At 47.7% G+C, this 19,348-nt stretch carries 18 protein-coding genes and 2 pseudogenes; 10 read left to right on the plus strand and 10 right to left on the minus strand.

What is annotated here, in order from left to right:
• The 10 genes and pseudogenes from EYQ01_05080 to EYQ01_05125 all read right to left on the minus strand — a co-directional run bounded on the left by EYQ01_05080 (position 1) and on the right by EYQ01_05125 (position 7,454).
• Positions 1 to 178, minus strand: a pseudogene (locus tag EYQ01_05080) (EscT/YscT/HrcT family type III secretion system export apparatus protein).
• Between the two features lie 78 nt (positions 179 to 256).
• A pseudogene (locus EYQ01_05085) lies at positions 257 to 421 on the minus strand (EscT/YscT/HrcT family type III secretion system export apparatus protein).
• 466 nt (positions 422 to 887) lie between these two features.
• Complete coding sequence (locus tag EYQ01_05090; GenBank protein ID HIE65176.1) at positions 888 to 2,240, minus strand: sigma-54-dependent Fis family transcriptional regulator; 1,353 nt, start codon at positions 2,238 to 2,240, stop codon at positions 888 to 890.
• Complete coding sequence (locus EYQ01_05095; GenBank protein ID HIE65177.1) at positions 2,237 to 4,135, minus strand: HAMP domain-containing protein; 1,899 nt, start codon at positions 4,133 to 4,135, stop codon at positions 2,237 to 2,239. The genes EYQ01_05090 and EYQ01_05095 overlap by 4 nt, the downstream gene beginning before the upstream one ends.
• Before the next feature lie 56 nt (positions 4,136 to 4,191).
• On the minus strand, positions 4,192 to 4,557 hold the full coding sequence (locus EYQ01_05100; protein ID HIE65178.1) for a GGDEF domain-containing protein: 366 nt from the start codon (positions 4,555 to 4,557) through the stop codon (positions 4,192 to 4,194).
• Positions 4,551 to 4,922, minus strand: a complete 372-nt coding sequence (locus EYQ01_05105; protein HIE65179.1) for a diguanylate cyclase — start codon at positions 4,920 to 4,922, stop codon at positions 4,551 to 4,553. The genes EYQ01_05100 and EYQ01_05105 overlap by 7 nt, the downstream gene beginning before the upstream one ends.
• A 256-nt stretch (positions 4,923 to 5,178) precedes the next feature.
• Positions 5,179 to 5,391 carry a copper chaperone gene (locus EYQ01_05110; GenBank protein HIE65180.1) on the minus strand — a complete coding sequence of 71 codons (213 nt, stop codon included), beginning with the start codon at positions 5,389 to 5,391 and terminating at the stop codon, positions 5,179 to 5,181.
• A 68-nt stretch (positions 5,392 to 5,459) separates the two neighbouring features.
• Positions 5,460 to 6,263, minus strand: a complete 804-nt coding sequence (locus EYQ01_05115; protein HIE65181.1) for a ComF family protein — start codon at positions 6,261 to 6,263, stop codon at positions 5,460 to 5,462.
• The gene (locus EYQ01_05120; protein HIE65182.1) at positions 6,247 to 6,843 is read right to left on the minus strand and encodes a hypothetical protein; all 597 of its coding nucleotides are present in this window, start codon (positions 6,841 to 6,843) and stop codon (positions 6,247 to 6,249) included. The genes EYQ01_05115 and EYQ01_05120 overlap by 17 nt, the downstream gene beginning before the upstream one ends.
• A complete protein-coding gene (locus EYQ01_05125) occupies positions 6,840 to 7,454 on the minus strand; it encodes a hypothetical protein (GenBank protein ID HIE65183.1) in 615 nt (204 codons plus the stop codon). The genes EYQ01_05120 and EYQ01_05125 overlap by 4 nt, the downstream gene beginning before the upstream one ends.
• A gap of 192 nt (positions 7,455 to 7,646) precedes the next feature.
• Here EYQ01_05125 and EYQ01_05130 point away from each other — a divergent pair, with 192 nt between their 5' ends.
• The 10 genes from EYQ01_05130 to EYQ01_05175 all read left to right on the plus strand — a co-directional run bounded on the left by EYQ01_05130 (position 7,647) and on the right by EYQ01_05175 (position 19,329).
• Positions 7,647 to 8,141 (plus strand): acyl-CoA thioesterase, encoded by a 495-nt coding sequence (locus tag EYQ01_05130; protein HIE65184.1) that lies wholly within the window; start codon positions 7,647 to 7,649, stop codon positions 8,139 to 8,141.
• A gap of 129 nt (positions 8,142 to 8,270) precedes the next feature.
• Positions 8,271 to 9,746, plus strand: coding sequence for a metalloprotease TldD (gene tldD / locus EYQ01_05135; protein ID HIE65185.1), 1,476 nt, complete (start codon positions 8,271 to 8,273; stop codon positions 9,744 to 9,746).
• 13 nt (positions 9,747 to 9,759) lie between these two features.
• Positions 9,760 to 11,124, plus strand: a complete 1,365-nt coding sequence (locus EYQ01_05140) for a TldD/PmbA family protein (protein HIE65186.1) — start codon at positions 9,760 to 9,762, stop codon at positions 11,122 to 11,124.
• 389 nt (positions 11,125 to 11,513) lie between these two features.
• Positions 11,514 to 12,866 (plus strand): M23 family metallopeptidase, encoded by a 1,353-nt coding sequence (locus tag EYQ01_05145; GenBank protein HIE65187.1) that lies wholly within the window; start codon positions 11,514 to 11,516, stop codon positions 12,864 to 12,866.
• Between the two features lie 289 nt (positions 12,867 to 13,155).
• A complete protein-coding gene (locus EYQ01_05150) occupies positions 13,156 to 14,391 on the plus strand; it encodes a hypothetical protein (GenBank protein HIE65188.1) in 1,236 nt (411 codons plus the stop codon).
• Positions 14,388 to 15,158, plus strand: a complete 771-nt coding sequence (locus EYQ01_05155; protein HIE65189.1) for a hypothetical protein — start codon at positions 14,388 to 14,390, stop codon at positions 15,156 to 15,158. The genes EYQ01_05150 and EYQ01_05155 overlap by 4 nt, the downstream gene beginning before the upstream one ends.
• Before the next feature lie 892 nt (positions 15,159 to 16,050).
• Entirely contained in the window at positions 16,051 to 17,037 is a 987-nt protein-coding gene (locus EYQ01_05160) for a MinD/ParA family protein (protein ID HIE65190.1), read from the plus strand.
• 10 nt (positions 17,038 to 17,047) lie between these two features.
• The gene (locus tag EYQ01_05165) at positions 17,048 to 17,632 is read left to right on the plus strand and encodes a hypothetical protein (GenBank protein HIE65191.1); all 585 of its coding nucleotides are present in this window, start codon (positions 17,048 to 17,050) and stop codon (positions 17,630 to 17,632) included.
• On the plus strand, positions 17,619 to 18,164 hold the full coding sequence (locus tag EYQ01_05170) for a hypothetical protein (protein HIE65192.1): 546 nt from the start codon (positions 17,619 to 17,621) through the stop codon (positions 18,162 to 18,164). Before EYQ01_05165 ends, EYQ01_05170 begins: the two co-directional genes overlap by 14 nt.
• Positions 18,165 to 18,387: 223 nt before the next feature.
• The gene (locus tag EYQ01_05175) at positions 18,388 to 19,329 is read left to right on the plus strand and encodes a MoxR family ATPase (protein ID HIE65193.1); all 942 of its coding nucleotides are present in this window, start codon (positions 18,388 to 18,390) and stop codon (positions 19,327 to 19,329) included.
• Positions 19,330 to 19,348 lie beyond the last annotated feature (19 nt).

Here is a 19,348-nt window from a genome sequence, read left to right on the forward strand (position 1 = left end):
ACGCACCTGATGCCCCGGATGCCCCGGATGCCCCTGACGCACCTGATGCCCCGGATGCCCCTGACGCACCTGATGCCCCGGACGCACCTGATGCCCCGGATGCCCCTGATGCACCTGACGCCCCTGATGCCCCGGATGCCCCGGATGCACCTGATGCCCCGGATGCCCCTGACGCACCTGATGCACCGGATGCCCCGGATGCCCCTGACGCACCGGATGCCCCTGACGCACCGGATGCCCCGGATGCCCCGGATGCACCTGATGCACCGGATGCACCGGATGCACCTGATGCCCCGGATGCCCCTGACGCACCGGATGCCCCGGATGCCCCGGATGCACCTGATGCACCGGATGCACCGGATGCACCTGACGCACCGGATGCCCCTGACGCACCTGATGCCCCGGATGCCCCGGATGCACCTGATGCCTAGAGACGAAGATAACTAGGGGTGTCTAAGGACATCAATAGGTGGTCTGTAAATGCATGTGTAACATGAGCAAAAATCATAGTAATTATAAAAAGGGCGTCTTTACAAAGGACGCCCTTTTTATTTTCAAAAAAAGTTGGAAGTTTTCCTGAGAAAATTGTAAAATACTTACTTCTTTACTTTGTTTTGAACCATGTTATGGGTGTTATCAATCTTAAAAATGGAATAAAAGTCTACTGATCCTGCAAAGAGGCCCCGGGTAAATTCTCCTCTTTTGGGAGTAGAAACAAAGTTTTCTCATGAGATTATCAAGGAATTACCGACAAACTGGCAGTAGATTGCTCTCGATTGATTGAAAGTTAGCAGCATATTCCTTTTATGTGATAAATGCTGAAGGGCTTTTTCAGTCCGTTAAGCAGTGATCGTTTTAAAAGGGCGTCCTACAAGGGCGCCCTTTTTTTATCCTAACAGACCATATTTCCTCAGTTTATATTGGAGCGAACTCCGGTGGAGTCCCAGGACTTTTGCCGCCTTTGTTTGATTTGCATTAACCTCTTGCATCGTTTCCCTTATCATTTCTCTTTCCATTCCCTCAATTCGTTCTGTCATACCTTTTGCTCCTGATGTTGATGATGATTCTTCCGCTGCTGGAATGGAGTGGAGTTCTGAGGGGAGGTCTTCAAGTTGAATGATATCAGCATCCGCAAGGACAACGGCGCGTTCCACGATATTGTCGAGTTCGCGCACATTCCCAGGCCAGGGATATGCTAGAAAAAGATCGATAACTTCAGGAGGGAATTGTACGTTTTTATGAAGTTCCCGATTATGCTTTCTTAAAAAATGCGCGCTCAACTCCTTAATGTCATTCCCGCGATCACGAAGTGCAGGAAGGCAGATCTCTACAACACGAATTCGGTAGTATAAATCCTCCCGGAAGCGTTTTTCCTGAACCTCTTGTTTCAGGTTGCGGTGCGTCGCCGCGATTAAACGGCTATTCACTTTGATTGTTTTTGTGCCGCCAACCCGTTCCAGCTCTTGTTCTTGTATAAATCGAAGAAGTTTAACCTGAAGGTGGAGGGGGAGTTCCCCAATTTCATCCAGAAAAAGTGTTCCCCCCTCCGCCAGTTCAAAACGACCTTTTTTTGAGGTGGCCGCCCCCGTAAAGGCCCCTTTTTCATAACCAAACAGTTCGGCCTCAATCAAGTTTTCTGGAATGGCTCCGCAATTTATAGCGATAAAAGGGCGCTCTGCACGTGGGCTTTTATTGTGAATTCCTTTTGCGACCAGTTCCTTCCCGGTCCCTGTCTCACCCAAAACCAGGACAGGGGTTGTCGTCGGTGCAATCTTTTCAATGAGGCGGTAGACCTGTTGCATCTTGGGAGACTGACCGATGATTGTTCCCATACTCTTCTGGATGGTCTCCCGGTAATATCTGTTTTCGGTAAGCAATCTTCTTTGTTCGAGTGCCTTTTCAACTTTTGTTTCCATTTCGATAAGCGAAAAGGGCTTGAGCAGATAATCAAAAGCCCCTTGGTGCATCGCTTCTACCGCTCTTTCAACAGTTCCAAAAGCAGTGATGATCATAACCTGCGTCAGAGGAAATTTTTCCTTAATCTTTCGAAGGAGATCAAGCCCGCTCATGCCTCCCATCTGAAAATCGGTAATGACCAGATCGGCTTCGGCCTCCTGAAAACGTTCCAGGGCTTCTTCTCCGCTCCAACATTCAATAACCTCATGGCCTTTGTCAGAAAAAAAACTGGCGAGAGAATGTCTTATCTTCTCGTTGTCGTCAATAATATATATGCGGATCATGTAACTTCCCTTTCTGGATGGACAGGAATCTCAATGAACAGTGTGCTTCCCTTCACCTCGTTATTTTTAATATAGATATTTCCACCATGACCTGTGATGATCCGATGAGAGATTGCCAAGCCCAAACCGGTCCCACTTCGTTTTGTGGTAAAGAAGGGTTGGAATATTTTTTTCATTCCTTCTTCCAGAATTCCCGGTCCGGTATCGGAGATACTTAGAATAATGCGATTGTCAGAAAGTTCTGAGGCGATAGTTAATTCTCCTAAGCCCTCCATTGCCTGGACTGCATTGAGGATAACATTAATCACGACACGCCGGAACTCATAAGGATCGACTCGGATCTTCGGGATATCCTCGGGTATGTTTTTTTGAATGGTAAGATTCACCTTTTTGAGGTCGGGAATGGCAATTCCAAGGGCCGCATCGACGATTTCTATTACAGGGGTTGGTTCCGGATGGAGTGAAGGTGATCTGGCGAAGCGTAGAAAGTCGGTGACGAATTGATTGAGATGTGCGACTTCTTCGATGACTTCCCCCGCCAGCTCTTTTTCTTCTTTCCCTTTACTCTTATGGGCAAAGATTTCAACAAGGGTCTGGATCGCGGCAAGTGGATTCCGAATTTCATGTGCCATACCTGCGGAAAGTTCTCCAAGCATGGCGAGTTGCTCTTTTAATTGGATCTCTTTCTGAAGTTTTCTGATCTCAGTCATGTCTGAAAAGACGGCCGTAGCGCCGATCTGATTTCCTTTTGAATCCCGCAAGAGGGAGGCCACGATGCCGATCCACCGCTTTCCTTCAGAAGGATCATCAATGGCGATTTCATCACGAAACATCTCACGTTCCGTCTTGATCGTACTCTGGATAATCTCGCCTAGAACTTGAAACGACCCCAGGCCGGTCTTGATCTCCTTGCCCAGAAGTTCAACCGCACGTATGCCCATGATCTCTTCAGCTGCCCGGTTGCAGGAGGTTACCCGCCCTTCGAGATCGATGCCAATCACCCCGCTCGGGATGCTTTTCAGAAGGGTTTGACTGTAGCCTTCCAAGTCCTCCACCCGGCTCTTTTCCTCCTGGTACATCTTCTTCAGCAAGGAATCCTTTATTTCCAGTTGGTCAATCATCCGGTTGAAGTGATTTCCCAAATCTCCCAATTCGTCGTTCCGGGAGAGGTTGACCTTTGGATAAGCACCTTCTTTGCCGACTTGCTCTGTGGCAGTTGCAAGGTGTTGAATCGGATGGATCATGGATCGGGAGAGAACAAAACTAATGAGGACTATACACCCGGCACAGATGAGTGTGATCCATAGGATCTGGCTCCGAATCTGGTCTACGATCAGCATAAAATCGACGCCGACCTCGACGCCGACGGCTGCGATAATTCGGCCTTGGCCGTCTTGTATCGGCGCATAACCGACTTTATAAAAACGTCCATCCACCCCACGGTACAGAATAGAAGAGACGCTGGTTCCGGACCACACCTTTTCAAGTTCGAGTGCGTCGATCTGGAGAAGGAGGTTCTCCTCGCCGATCCTTTGCGTTTCATCAAGGTCGACGATCATTCGATTGTCTCTGGTAAAGAGGTGAATATCTTTAATCTGTGTGGCTTCTTTGACTCTTAAAAGTTCATCTAACAAGAGGCGATACAGCGAGGTATTTTCGTCTCCCGGTTGAAGCCGTAGAAGGAAGTTCGGGTTGACTGAATGCGAGACAAGACGGGCGATCCCGACCAGGCGCCGGGAAAGCTCTGCATCAAGGGCATTTTTTGCAAAGCTGTAAAAAAACCACCCGCTCAGGGAAAGGACCGTCACGATCAGGAAGGTGTAAGGGATGATGAATTTGATGAATAAGCGGCTCTTAAAGGTATGAAGCTTTTTCTCCGCATGATCTTTCCTCATATCCTAAAAAGTTATCATAAAGGGGTGTCGGGCGCAAGGAAACCGGGGGCAGGGTATTATTTGCGCATCTGATTGAAAAGTGCGGTCTTTTCATCGCCAGTGACAGCGGATGGAGGAGGATTTTCAAACCAAACACAATTACGGCTGAGATCCTTCGCATGGTAAAGGTTTTTGTCGGCAACTGCAACCAGCATTCTTGGTTCCATCTGCCGTCCTGGAAGCGTACAGGCGATACCGATACTGACGGTGATCTGGATCGTCGTCTTTTCATTGATCTGGATTTTTGTCCTGGCGATCATGTTTCGAAGTCGATCGGCAACCTTGGTCGAATTTTCTGATGAGGAGTTTGGCAGTATCATGGCAAATTCTTCTCCGCCAAAACGAGCCACTGTGTCCATGGGCCGAAGGTTATCCTTTAAAATACTGGAAAGGGCTTGTAAGACAACATTCCCCGCAAGGTGGCCTGCTGATCATTGACCTTCTTGAAGTGGTCTAAATCAAGCATAAACAGTGCGCATGTTTCTCCAGAGCGTACAGCCCTCTGGACCTCCCGTTCAAGGGCAATACGGAAGTATCGGGCATTGCTCAGCCCCGTCAAACCATCGTGCATGGAGAGTTCACAGAGTGCGTCGATAACCCCTTGAAGAAGCTTCTTGCCTTGTGCTTTCTCTAAGGTCGGATCTGAACAGTCGGCATGACGAAGTAGATCAAGCGCTTCATTTAAGTCGACGCCTTCATAAATATTTTGGAGTTTGTCGGGGTTTTCTTTGCTTGTAGAGGAGGACACGGGGCAAAGCACCTGTATTCTTTTTAGAGGCGAAAAGACATTATTTTTATTTTCTGAACCCCGCCTTTGAAGGGCGTGGATTGCGATCGTTACTGTGTGTTCACAGAGAGCTGTTTTGACCTTTTGTGTCAATAAACAAGGCGATCTCCGATCTCTGGGATTTGATCTTGAGGTAACCCGATAAGTCGGCTGGGAAGGCGTGCCAGGCTGGTATCGAACTCAGATGGGAACTTCAGGCCAGAACGGTAAGAGCTTCCTAAGTGCCGCTTATCTCAAATCCGGCATCGGTGACGGCCTTTGTTAGTACCGGAAGGCTGATCTTTTCCTCATCGTATGAGACCCGTGCATTTTTCTCTTCCAGGCTGACGGACGCCGTATTTACGCCTGATAAATCTTTCAATGCCTTCGTTACCGTTTCCACGCAATGACCACAAGTCATTCCCGTGATATGGACTGTTGATTCTGCCATGATATTTCTCCTTATCTGTTGTCATTTCCTTTTGTAGGATAGAGATTATACACAGACCGAATCAGAGGTCAACTGTTAGGCATCATGCGGGCCAAGGCGGCCACTACCACGTTTTTTGCTCCGCCTTGTATAAGTGTTTTTGCACCCTCTCTTAATGTTGTGCCGGTGGTATAAACGTCGTCTATTAAAAGGATGCGCTGGTCCTGGATGAATTCCGGTTGGCGAATCTCGAAAGCACGGTGAATATTCTTTTTTCGGGCCGTCTTTGAAAGGCCGACTTGAGGGGGTGTCTTGCGGATACGTTTCATGGCATCGATGTGTAAGGGGAGAGCGAGAAGCCGGGAGACCTCTTTTGCCAGAAGGAGCGATTGGTTGAATTCACGTTTACGCAGCCGTGTGTGATGTAGGGGAATCGCCATGACGGTGTCGATCTGAAGCGGGGAAAGATCGTCGATAAAGAGAGCGGTGAGGGGTGCCGCGAGTCTCGATTGTTTTTGGTATTTAAAGGAATGTATTGCCTTTGCAAGCGCACCCTCATAGGCAAAAGGGGTGACTGCGAATGAGAATGCGGGCGGGTTTTCTCGGCAATCACCGCAACGATGACCGGGACTATGTGACAAGGCGGCCTCTGAGGCTAGGGGAGATGCACAGACCGGGCAGGAAGGGCCTTCCAGACGAGGTATCGATTCCCAGCAAGGCGGGCAAAAATCGTGAGGGCGTTTTAAACTCGAATCATCGCCCGTCTCCAATACTTCAGGACGTCCAAAGCCTTTTTCCTGGATGACGATACCGCACTGAAGACAAACACGGGGATAAATGAGATTAAGAAGATTCATAAAAGAGGGGAGAAATGACTTAGCGTTGAGAGGCATGATAGAGGACCCCGGCGGTTCCCGATAGAACCCCGATGCTCGGGATGATCATCATGATTCCGGAGAAGGAGAGACTTGCCCCCTGAGTCACGATCAGGAGCATGATGGTGGAAAAGACGCCCCATGCGAACCACCAGCCGAAGAACTTGGCCTTTACTGAAATAAAGCATTCAGAGCGGGACCGGCCAAATCCAATTCCGAGTCCGAGGAGTGCCCCGAAGGAATCGATCCCGACGTCGGACAGGACTCCGGTCCGGGACTTTACAAATGTCTGATGCAGTTCATCGAGACCGGCATAGCTTATAGATATCCCTAGGGCGAGGCCTGCCGAACGCCATGACCAACGTCTACCCTGGTTGAGGGGGGAATACCATAAAATAGAGAGCGTCGCATATGCGATCAGGTGTGCGCCCTTCCGGAACATGATCAGGGTAAGAATTAAACCTCTCTTTGAAATTTCAGGGTCAAAGAATTTAATAATAGGAGTAAGAATAGAATTGGTATTGGTCATCGAACCGAAATCGGTTGAGAGGGCAAAGATCATACCCATCCAGGCTATCGGGACTAAGTAATACTTCATTGGATTTTGGGGCCGGCCTCAATGGGTTCATCAAAGAGGACCAGGCGTATGATTTTTTTTGAAATCTGCCGGATGAGGGGAGATTGTTGAGAGATCATGAGGGGAAAGGATAATTCGTAGGTTTCCAGTATGTCCGCGACATCATTCCCAAACTTAAATGCCGGCGCCATGCTGGCATCGTCAAAGTTCGGATTTTTATAGGTGAGGTAGGCTGCAAAGCTGTCTTTCGACGGCAATGCTCCGTAAATCTCAAAATGAAGGGCATCTGTTAGGGAAGAGGGGAGTTCGGTATCCGGGTAAAGCTCTGAGAGCTCATTAAAATAAGAGATCAGCATAAAACCGGTCAGTTTATTCAGGAGCGCCGTTTTCTTGGTGTCATTGATCTTCTCAAAAACATGGCTGCCATAGTGTTCATCAAAATCGATGATTTGAGCCTCAAGGACTTTTCGGTAGAGATAGTCTCTTCCTTCTTCCATTGCAGCGGCGAGTTTTGGAAGGAGCGAAATAAACTCTTCAGTCCTCGAATCAGCGGTCTTCACTTTTCGATAGAGGGCATCAATTGCCGGGTTTTGATGTTTTTGCCTGTAAAATAGGCTCCCAAGCCACCTCAAGAAAAATCTCCGGGACACTTTCAAAAGCAACTTTAAAGATTGATGGTACTATATCAGGATTCAAGCGTGGCGCACAAGTCTGAACAGTTACCTGGAAAGAGTTTCTTCACTTCAACAGTAAATAAAGTGGGAAGTGATGTGTTAGGATGTAACGCTTCTTACTATTCAATGAATGTTGCGTGTCTTGCATCTATGAAAATGAAAAATCGGAAAGAAAAAAAGGTAGATGACTCGCTCGCAGAGATGACTCAGATCGTCCTGCCGAACGATACCAATATGTTGGGTCATCTCTTGGGTGGGACCTTGATGCACTGGATTGATCTGATCGGAGCGGTTGTGGCAAACCGGCATTGCCGAAGTCTGGTGGTGACCGCGGCCATGGAAGGACTTGATTTTCATTCGCCGATCTGCCTTGGGCATCTGGCCATCCTCAAGGGGAGGATGCACTTTTCGGGGACAAGTTCCATGGAGGTGGGGGTGGAGGTCTATTCAGAAGATACCCTCTCTGGAAAACATGCCCATACAAGCAGCGCAATATTGACTTATGTGGCGGTCGACGCAAAAGGCCAGCCAGTCCCCGTTCCGGGCTTGAGCGTGACCGGGGACGAGGAAAGCACGCGCTTCCGGGAGGCGATGAAGCGAAGAGAGAGGCGATTAAAAAGGCTGAAGGAAAATAAAAAATTTTAAAGTTTGCGGACTCCGCTCATAATATTTGACGAGGTTACGCTTGCAATCGCAGGGTGTGTTCAGTACTATCACCGTAGTTTAGCCGTGTCACCGTGATTTTATTAATATCATCGCTCAAGAGGAAAGAAGATGGAGAAAAAATACGAGAGGCCTGAGAAATTTTTTCTAGAAAGGTATGATCTTTCAAGCGCATCCTTCGAGTCGGCCTTGGGGCGGGTTCTGGGGAAAAAGATTGATTATGCCGATCTTTATTTTGAATACGAGACAAGTGAATCCTTGAGCCTGGAAGAAGGTATTGTAAAAAAAGTTTCTAAAAATATCTCTCAGGGTGTAGGGGTTCGGGCCATCTCCGAGGAGAAGACAGGTTATGCCTATTCTGATGATATCTCCACGGAGCAGTTACTCACCGCCGCGAAGACCGCTCGCTATATTGCAAAAGAAGAGAATACGACGGACAATGTCCCGATTCAGAAAGCGGCGTCTCCACGCCAGGATCTTTATCCGGTGGGAAGGCCTCCGATTGATGTGCCGATTGAAGAAAAGATTGATCTCCTGCACCGGATAGATCGTCTGGCGCGTGGTATAGATCCGCGCATCAAAAAAGTCATGGCTTCCTTCAGTAGCGAATATAAGATTATGCTGGTGGTGACGTCAAACGGACTCGTTGTTGGAGATATCCTGCCGCTTATGCGTCTCAACGTGACCTGTATCGCGGAAAAAGGGGAAAACCGGCAAGTGGGTTCCTTTGGTGGCGGAGGGAGACGTGAATTTGGGTTCTTTCTGGGCCAGGGCGAGGGGATCGGGGACTCGGAAGACCCACCCTTCGAACATTATGCCAGGGAGGCGGCCCGTCAGGCGCTATTGAATCTGGATGCGGTGGACGCACCCGCCGGCCCCATGGAAGTTGTTCTGGGTCCCGGATGGCCCGGAATTCTGCTGCACGAAGCGATTGGACATGGACTGGAGGCAGATTTTAATCGAAAGAAAACGTCGGCCTTCTCAGGGAGGCTGGGAGAACGGGTTGCTTCTGAACTTTGCACCGTCATCGACGACGGGACGATTCCTGGGCGGCGCGGGTCACTCAATTGCGATGATGAAGGGACCCCCACTTCAAGGACGGTCCTCATTGAAAAGGGGATCCTGAAAAATTATCTCCAGGACCGCTTGAATGCTTCTTTGATGAAGATGCCGCTGACCGGAAACGGTCGGCGCGAGAGTTATGCCCACAGCCCGATGCCGAGAATGACCAATACCTTCATGCTTTCGGGAGACTCTGCTCCAGATGAGATTATTCGTTCTGTAAAGCGTGGACTCTATGCGGTCTCGTTTGGCGGAGGCCAAGTGGACATCACCTCGGGGAAGTTTGTCTTTTCTGCCAGCGAGGCCTACATGATCGAAGATGGAAAGATCGGGGCCCCGGTCAAAGGGGCGACCCTCATCGGAAACGGTCCGGATGTGCTCACGCGCGTCTCGATGGTTGGAAATGACATGGCGCTTGATTCGGGTATTGGTACTTGTGGAAAAGATGGCCAGAGTGTGCCGGTTGGGGTCGGACTTCCGACCATAAAGATATCTGAAATAACGGTTGGCGGGACCCGCAGCTGATCGGAAAATGACAATGACAAGGAAAGACGCGATGACATTCAGTATTGATGAGGCCCAATCTTTACTCCGGAAGGCTGAGAAACAGGGGGCGACCGGCGGAGATATTGTCGTCGTAATCGGTGACGCCTTCTCAACGCAGGTTCGTCTCAATACAGTTGAAAATATCAGCAATGCCAGAGGGAAGCGGCTGGGTTTACGACTTATGTTCGGGAAGCGTTCGGCGATGACCTCTACCTCTGATCTTTCCTCCTCCTCCCTGGATAAACTACTGTCCGACACCTGCGCGCTCGCACGTATCGCTGCGGAAGACCCCTTCCGCGGACTTCCGCAGCCGGATGAATATGCCGTAAAATTCCCCGCACTTAATATGAAGGATCCTGATATCGGGGCGCTTTCCATTGACGAGAAGATCGATTTAGCCATGCGGGCAGAAAAGGCGGCCCTGGAAGTCGATGAGCGCCTAAGCAATTCGGACGGCGGCGATTTCAGCCACCACCAGGGGTCGGTCCTCTATGTCACGAGCAATGGATTCACTGGAACATACCAGAGCTGTAGTGCCTCACTTTCTGTTGTTCCGATCGCCACGCAGGATGGCAGGATGCAACGAGATTACTGGTATAGTTCGAAAAGAAGGAGCGGGCATCTCGAATCCCCTGAATCCATCGGACGAAAGGCCGCACAACGGACCCTTCGCCGCCTGGGTGGAAGGACAGTCTCTACGCAGAAGGTCCCCATTGTTTTTGACGCGGAAGTTGCAGGAGGTCTGATCGGGCATCTTGCATCTGCGGCCTCCGGATATGCAATTTATAAGGACGCCTCTTTCTTGTGTAATCAACTCAATCAGCGCATCGCATCAGAAGCGGTGACTATTTATGATGATCCGACACTCCCAGATGCACTCGGGTCACGTCCCTTTGACGGAGAGGGTCTTCCTTCCCGTAAAAAGATGATCCTGGAGAAGGGTATTTTTAAAAGTTATCTCCTCGACACCTATTCGGGGAAAAAACTGGGGCTTCCCTCAACGGGGAATGCGGTTCGAGGTGCAGGTTCTCCACCGTCCGCAGGATCGAGCAACTTCCATCTGGTTCCTGGAAAATATACCCAGGATGAAATCATTCGTTCTGTTGATTCCGGTTTTTTTGTCACAGAGCTCATCGGTTTTGGCATAAACATGGTGACGGGAGATTATTCCAGAGGGGCGACCGGAATCTGGATTGAGAAGGGAGAACTTACTTATCCCGTCGAAGAGGTGACGATTGCCGGAAACCTGAAAGACATGTACCGTGAGATAGAAATGGTCGGAAACGATCTGGATATCGACCGATCGACCGCTGCGCCCACATTGAAGATTTCACAGATGATGGTGGCCGGGCACTAGAGGAACCTCTGATTAAGTTATGAATTTATTTTTCAGGGCAAAAATGTTCCGCTTCCATGTTGAAAATATTGAAAATACCGGGCTATGACTTCACGAGAACCATCCTCTTCGATTTTCGCCTTGAATCAAAACATTTTATCTCCTGAAAAAAATCAAGCCAGACTTAATCAGAGGCTCCTAAAACCGCTATTTTTGTGTACTCAAAGATCGTCCGCAATTCTCCCACCCCAAGCCTCACTAAAATATTAGTATTTATTGTAATCTATTAAGATATTTTCTAGCATGTATGTTTTTCAGGTTGTCTGTATGATTGACTATTGGTATGGTTTATAGTGAATATTGGGTCGAAATATATTTTTATCATAAAATAAAAGTTCGGAAAGTTTTCAATGAAGAAGAGTAAAGAAAAGTGGAAACAGATTGGTTTGCCTCTGGTGATCAGCCTTTCCTCGATCATTTTTTTTATCGTACTCCAGTGGATTCCGGATTCATTCCCGGCCTTCCTCTTAAAGCCCTTTTCAATCACCCCGATTGAGGATCCTGGATCTCTCCAAGAGAAAGCTCCCGCACCGCTCAAGTTTGAATCAGAAGACCTCTCAATTTTATCGACACTCTCTGCAAGAGAGGCCACAGTTGTTAGAGGCCATACCTTTAAATCGGGAGATTCTCTTTTTGAAGTTCTTTCATTGCTGGGCGTTTCAGATGGGGAAATATACAATATCTCGAATGCATCGAGATCGATTTATGATCTGAAGAAGGTGATCCCCGGGCAAAGCATGAAGGTCTTTTTGAAAGAAGTACGCGGTGAGGTTCGACAGTTATTGTATGAAATAGACCCCTTGCGTTCCCTGAAGATCGAGCGGACTGAAAACGGGTTTCATGTTGTTGAGGAAAAAGTCGTTCTGGAACGGGAGGTTGTCAGCCGGTGGGGAATGATTTCCGACACCCTCTTTGAGTCCGCAGGCCGATCCGGAGTTCCTTCAGAAGTCATCCTTGAACTTGCAGACATTTTTGCATGGGATCTTGATTTCAGTACGGATATCCAGTTGAAGGATCGTTTCTGGGTTGTGTATGAACAATTTAAAAAAGACGGCAAGGTGGTTCGTTCCGGTCGAGTCCTGGCCGCTGAGATGATCAATAAGGGAAAGGCCTATCGGGGGTATCACTTTGCTCCAAATAATGGGAAAGGTGATTATTATGATGAGGAAGGGCATTCCTTAAGAAAAGCCTTCCTGAAATCACCTCTTCGATATCGTTACATCAGTTCCGGGTTTTCTGTTCGTCGACGCCATCCTATTTTAAAAGTAAACCGTCCGCATCTTGGGATTGATTTCGTGGCGCCTTATGGAACGCCGGTGCGGTCTTCAGGAGGCGGTGTGGTTTCTTATGTGGGTTGGAGGGGAGGGCATGGGAAAACGGTCATCATTAAGCATCGAAACGGCTATCGGACTTTGTATGGGCATCTTTCATCCTATGGAAAGGGCATCAGGGCGGGCAAGCGCGTAGATCAGGGCGATGTGATAGGACGGGTCGGGTCCACTGGATTAAGTACCGGGCCGCACCTGCATTACACGCTTTATAAAAGAGGAAAAGCCATTAATCCCAGGAAAGCTGATGTGCTTCGCGGGGCCCCTCTGGGAAAAAAATATCATCCTTTACTTTTAGAGCAGGTCGAAAAAATGAATCAATATCTCTATCCTTCTTCCTTTCCGGCTTTGGCTATCCCTGGCCAATCGACTTAAATCATCGTTAAATCTTTACTTAAAAAATAGACGAATTATTCTCCTAATTTTGGAGTCTTTCCCGATGAAAGGCGTCTTCCTTCCTTTTATCCAAACGATCTAACGATTGTCCAATGAATAGTTTTTCCTGAATTCTTCCCTTCTGTTGACAAATCAAAAACGGGTGTTATTCTTTCACAAAATGATTTGAAAAACTCTTGTTTTCCCGATCCATAATATTCGGACCTGTTTAAGATGTGTATGGGGACGGGAAAAATAGATTCATAATATTGATAGAAAAGGAGAGACCATGTTTGAACTTATTTTCAGGATTATTCCCGAACAATGGAAGGATCTTTTTGAGGTTTTTCTGTTTCCTGTCAGATGGATTCCAGACACTCAGGCAGCTCTTTTTGACTTCTTCATGGAATCCCCATCCGGCTTTGTCGCAGTTGCAAAGTTCTCTCTGCTGCTGTTTCCTCTCTTGCTGTGGGTCTCCGCAATGTGGTGCACGCAGTTATCCCTTTATACAATTCCTTTCCGGTCTAACCGGGTAAAGTTTTATTCGATGATGCTTCTTGCCTGGTGGGATGCAGCGCGTGCCGTGTGGTTTTACTGGGTTGGACTCTTCCGGGTGATTGGCGTCTGTATTGGTTGGTTTTTTTCTTTGGCCCGTCTCGGGCTTAGCCTCTTGATTGAAGTCATCAAACAGATATTTATTCTTCCTTTCCGAATGACCGGAGAAATAACGAAAAGCTATTCCCAGCCCGGGGTCCCCTGGATCGCATTTATCATGCTGGTTTTCTGGTGCTTGCTTGAAGCACTGATTTTTACATATACCCTTTTTCCGACCGTTTCGGAGTTGCTTGCTGATTTGGCCGGGGTGCAATCTCCGCAGTATACTGGACCGGTTTTATATATGTTTTTGCTGATGTTGATCTTCGGAAGTTTCGCCTGCGTTCAAGCGCTTATCGAAGCATTTCAAAAGCGCGAGATCAGATATATCATTCAGATGCTTATGGTCGAAGCCTTCGTCATGTTCTTTGAGGTCATGTTTCTATACCGGGAACTGGTCGATGCGATTACTCCCTGGATTGCCATGCAGACAGGAGGAGGGGCAATGGGTGCTGTCTTTACGCTTTCTCTCGCTTGTTTCGGATGGGCGGGAATCAGGGCGATGACCTGGTTTTTATTCGGCCAGTTCGGTACCCCTCTTTTGCTCGCATTTATATCCCGTCAGAATGTGATGCCAGCATCCGGATCAGTGAATACTACGCCACGATCGGCACAGGATTTCAACTGGTGGCGCACTCCTCTCCAGGAATTTAAGGCGGAAATTGGATGGCTACATGAGAAAAGTGATGAGATCCTGGAATATCTGACGCTTCCGGTTCTCCATGTCCTGGCTGCGGCGATTAATTTTTCACTTATTTTAGTCGCGGCCCGAACGATATTTAACCTTCCCTTTAAAAATTTAAAGGAGGTCATGGGAACACGGGATGCGCTCTCCTCGGTCGAAATACGGGCAAGAAAGGTAGCATCATGAAACAATCAAGGTTCAAAATTATACCTATCTTCCTCGCGGTGGTTTTTATTTCGACGGGGATGTGGGGATGCAACCTTCAATCTTCGGCACAGAGACCGCGTCAGACATTCTTCGTAGGAGTCGATGTCAGCGGATCATTCCACCAATCGGGATATTACGATGATGCCATAGCCTTTCTTTCGTATTACATCTATGGACATCTGAATAATCTGGGTGGATTGGAAGAGCCCCGTCAACTCTTTGTGGGTGCAATTGGAGGACAAATCGAGGATGAACCGAAGGCCTTCCATCCCATGCATGAATTTACCAACAAGAGCGTCGAGGAGATCGAAGCGGATCTAAGGATCTGGTTTCCCCCCAATGATACCCTCACTGATTTTAACAGCTACTTTAATCAAGTGGCCCGGATCGTAAAAGAACGAAATCTGGTTCTTGCACCGATTACATTGATGCTTGTCAGTGATGGCGTCCCGGATGTATTGAGGAACAGGGATATCGGGGCAAAGGAAGCATATAACCAAATCGACTTTTCGGTATTGGAGATCCTTGCCCGAAAGCTAACGGTTCGTCTCACCTATACCAGCCCCAAGGTGGCCGATAATTGGCGGAAATATATAGATCGCCGCCGTGTACGTCTCTGGGCTGTGGAAGCCGAAGTCATGGAAGGATGGAATTCTCAATTGGATCCAGGAAAAAAGCTTCCTGAGCAGGACCGTTTGTGGAAGTGGGTACGGGACAATGTGGATTTCAGACCTCGTTCCGCATAAATACGGAGAGGAAATTCCTTAACGATATTCGACGCATCCTCAACGATCTGGATCTTTATTTGATGAGGTCAATCCTACACTATGTGTCCGCTAAACGTGCAGTGCCAATAGGTCATGGATTTGCTTGATCAGCGCATCCATCTCAAAGGGCTTGTATACCATAGCATCCGCATCTGTAAATGACCGGTACATCTTCTCCTGTTCTATGTGAGTTCACGTATGAATGATTTGTAGATCTTAAGCTGTTGTATCGGAATCCACCTGAGACAGCTTAAAGGAAGAATAGCCGATTTCGAACTCATCGATTGAGATATTGATTCCTAATTTATTTATAGTCCCTCGAAGATCATAGACATCAGCGTGCCTAAATTGCCAATTCTCTGACCATGAAGAGGTCCTGCCTGTCAGAACTTTTACGAGTACCCGTCCGATGTAAGATCCTCTTGGCCACACGCTGAATGCATAGGAAACAGGTTTAGATTTATGCCGATTCCAACAAATCACCACCCATTGCGTTATCGCTATTCCTATCAAAAAGAGGTAATTATGGGGCTCATACTTTCGTGATTCGATGAAGGTGAGGCCGCTGTCGCGCCTGTCTCCATGACATTATCAGCCTAATATAGTCACCTCTTTCAGGAGAAAAACGATTCTGTTTGTGTCATGACCCCAAAAATAATGCCTGTTCGAATAGATAAAGAGGGGTCCTGTCTGGGGTTGTTTTAGTGGATATTATCTAAGTGACATTTCATTTTGGATATAAAATCGCAAATTTTGCTTGAAAAGATCTGTCTTTTATATTTATATAAGCACTGATCCTTCAACCGAATACAGCGGCTGGCCACTCATTCTCATAATTATAAGAAGACCGGCGGAGAAAACAAGGTGCGTCATGGATAAGGCCGATCTCTTTAAAACGCTTTCATTGCCGGGAATCGACGTCGAGACGGATGCGATTAAAAAGGAGGTCTGGGCGATCGGAGGAGGGAAGGGGGGGACCGGAAAAACCTTCCTTTCGGCCAATCTGGGCGTCGCCCTGGCCAGAACGGGGAAGAAAGTTTTACTGGTTGATGCGGATCTCGGTTGCGCAAATCTCCATACCTGCCTGGGGGTAAACCCCGAGGTCACCCTCTCCGACTATATTCAAGGGAAAGTTGACCGGATTGAAGACGTTTTGATTCAGACTGAGATTCCGAACCTGGCACTCATCTCAGGGGCATACCACTATCTTGAAATCTCGAATCCAAAATACAGCCAGAAAATGAAATTCATTCGAAAAATTCACGATCTTGATTTTGAATACATTATTCTTGATTTGGGTGCGGGGACCTCTTATACAAACCTTGATTTTTTCCTCTCTGCAAACCTGGGAATTTTAAATGTTATTCCGGAACCGACCTCTATTGAAAATACTTACAGTTTCATCAAGAGTACCTTTTATCGCCGTTTCAAGAAGGTTGCACGGGACCCGGAGGTACGGGATATCGTGACCACAGCCATCGATGAAAAGAATAAGAGAGGGATTCGGACTCCCCATGATTTGATCGACTATATCGATACCCTGGATAAGAAAACAGGCCAGCGGCTGAAAGAAACAATCTATTCCTTTAGTCCAAAACTGATTGTGAACCAGGTTCGCTCAAAGGATGATATTACCCTGGGTTTTTCGATGAGAAGTTCTTGTTTGAAGTATTTCGGGATCAAAGTTGATTATGTCGGCAGTATCGAGTACGATGACCACGTCTGGCGCGCAACCAAGAAGAAGCGCCCGTTACTCCTCGAATATCCGGCTTCCCGTGCTGCACGTTCCGTAGAGAGGGCCGTTACGAATCTACTTAAGAAGGAAGAGCTTAAATTCGATTTAATCTTACGGACATAGTTCTTCAACAATGAAAAGGTTTTCCGAACAGAACTATTATGAATTACTTGAGCTTTCCTACAAGGCGACCTGGGGGGAGATCAATAAGGCTTATCGACTGGCAAAGCAGATATATGGCCAGGATTCTATTGCTTCATACTCTTTGTTCGATGCCAATGATCGGGAATTGATCCTCAATCGCATTGAGGAAGCCTACGAGACCTTGATTGACGGAGAAAAAAGACAGCAATACAACGAGGATATTATTAAGGGGTCGTCTGAATTGGATGATCAGACTTTTAAAGATGCACAAGAATCCACCTCGGGTCAGACGGATGACGATTTTATTCTCTCCGGTTCGATAACCGGAGAGGCACTAAAGCGTGCTCGGGAGAAACGGGGGGTTTCTCTTGAAGAGATCGCCGATTTAACGAAGATCAGTTTGGCCTATCTGCAGTTTCTCGAGCTGGACCATTATAAGAAACTCCCGGTAGAAGTCTATCTCCAAAGTTATCTTCACCAGTATGCCGCGATATTAAAGTTGGATTCCTCCCTGGTGGTCGACGGCTATCTGGAAAACTATCGGCAGTGGGTTTCGGAGAATGAACACGTATAGCGAGCGAATAGAAGGAGAGGGCTTGATGGGACAGGATAAAAGATATGTATTGAGTGTCGCAGGTTTAGTTGAAAAAGAAGGAGAATGGGACTATGAAGCCCTTTCCAGCCTCCCGCAAGCAGATCAGGTTGAAGAGGTCAATCAGAATAATTCCGGAGTCATTGGGTCCGGAATCCGCTTAAGTGCCCTCATAAGAGAGTCAAAACCGTTCTCAAATTCCGACTATATTACCTTCACCTCGCAGGATGAGGTATATGCCGCGAGTATTCCGCTCAAAGAAGCGATTGAAAACGGGATCTTAATCTACAAAAGAGGAGGGGCACCGCTTCCTGAGTCAAAAGGCGGGCCTGTCCGTCTGGTTTTTCCTCAAGGCGAAAATGATTGCTGCAATGTGAAGTCCGTTAAGACGATTGAGTTGACCCTTGGTAGAGGGAAAGATACGACAACGGGGGATCCCGATCACGACAATCCCGCCATTCATGGTCATTCACATGATCATAAAGGTCAGCACGGTCATGGCCACTCGCATTAAAACCTGAGGGTGTATCCTGATCACACTCAGGTTCTTGCTCTTTCGGAAATTCTTCAAAGATAATCTTTTCTGTTTTATCCCCCTTCTTGTTCAAATGATGTCGCTCCTTCCCATAAACACCGGTTCATGTTGTATACTAATTAAGACTGTTTCCCGGCATCATGGAAATATTCTGAAATTTAATGATAGAATTTAATGGCTTAGGACTTCACCTATGAATCAGATGAATGACGGATCTCCTAAAGAAATTTTTAAAAAGATCACAGCAAATATTGAACAAGTCATGAAAGGACAAACCCGGGCGATCCGGTATCTTCTTGTTGCGTTCGCGAGCGGAGGCCATGTTCTCCTGGAGGATTTTCCTGGAACAGGGAAGACAACCTTAGCAAAGCTACTTGCCCGATCCATTGACGCAAACTTTAAGCGTATTCAGTTTACACCGGACCTTCTCCCTTCGGATATTCTGGGGGTCTCGATATATAATCAGAAAAATCAGGATTTTCAGTTTCATAAAGGACCGATCTTCACACAGATATTATTGGCCGACGAGATCAATCGGGCATCGCCACGCACACAATCATCTCTCCTGGAAGCGATGGCGGAGGCACAGGTGAGCATTGACGGCATCATTAACCCTCTTGATGATCTTTTCTTCGTGATTGCGACCCAAAACCCGGTTGATTTTCACGGAACCTACCCCCTCCCTGAGGCCCAGATGGATCGTTTTGGGCTTCAATTCAGTCTCGGCTATGTCTCTCCAGAGGATGAAGCAGAAATTCTGGAATCTCAATTGAGGGGGCATACGGTGAGTGAAGTGACACAATGTATCACGATGGAAGAGGCGGTGCTTCTTCGAAAAAACGTAAAACAAGTCCGGATCAGCAGAGAGTTGAATCGCTACATTGTTGAATTGGTCAAAACGACACGCACTGCAGAAGGCGTGGAGTTGGGGGCGAGTCCGCGTGCTTCCCTGGCCTTAATGAGGACAGCACAAGCCCTTGCCCTTTTTGATGGTCGAGAATTTGTCACCCCGGAGCATATACAAGAGGTGGTTGTCCCTGTTCTTGCACATCGCATGGTGATGGACCCTCAGGCCAGTTTCTCTGGGATTACGGCGAGAGGGGTTGTTGAAGAAATCGTAAAAAAAGTGGCGGTTCCAATTTAGTGCGATGATCTTGGGAGGC

Source organism: Candidatus Manganitrophaceae bacterium, from assembly GCA_012960925.1.
In the GTDB taxonomy this organism is placed as follows: Bacteria; Nitrospirota; Nitrospiria; order SBBL01; family JAADHI01; genus DUAG01.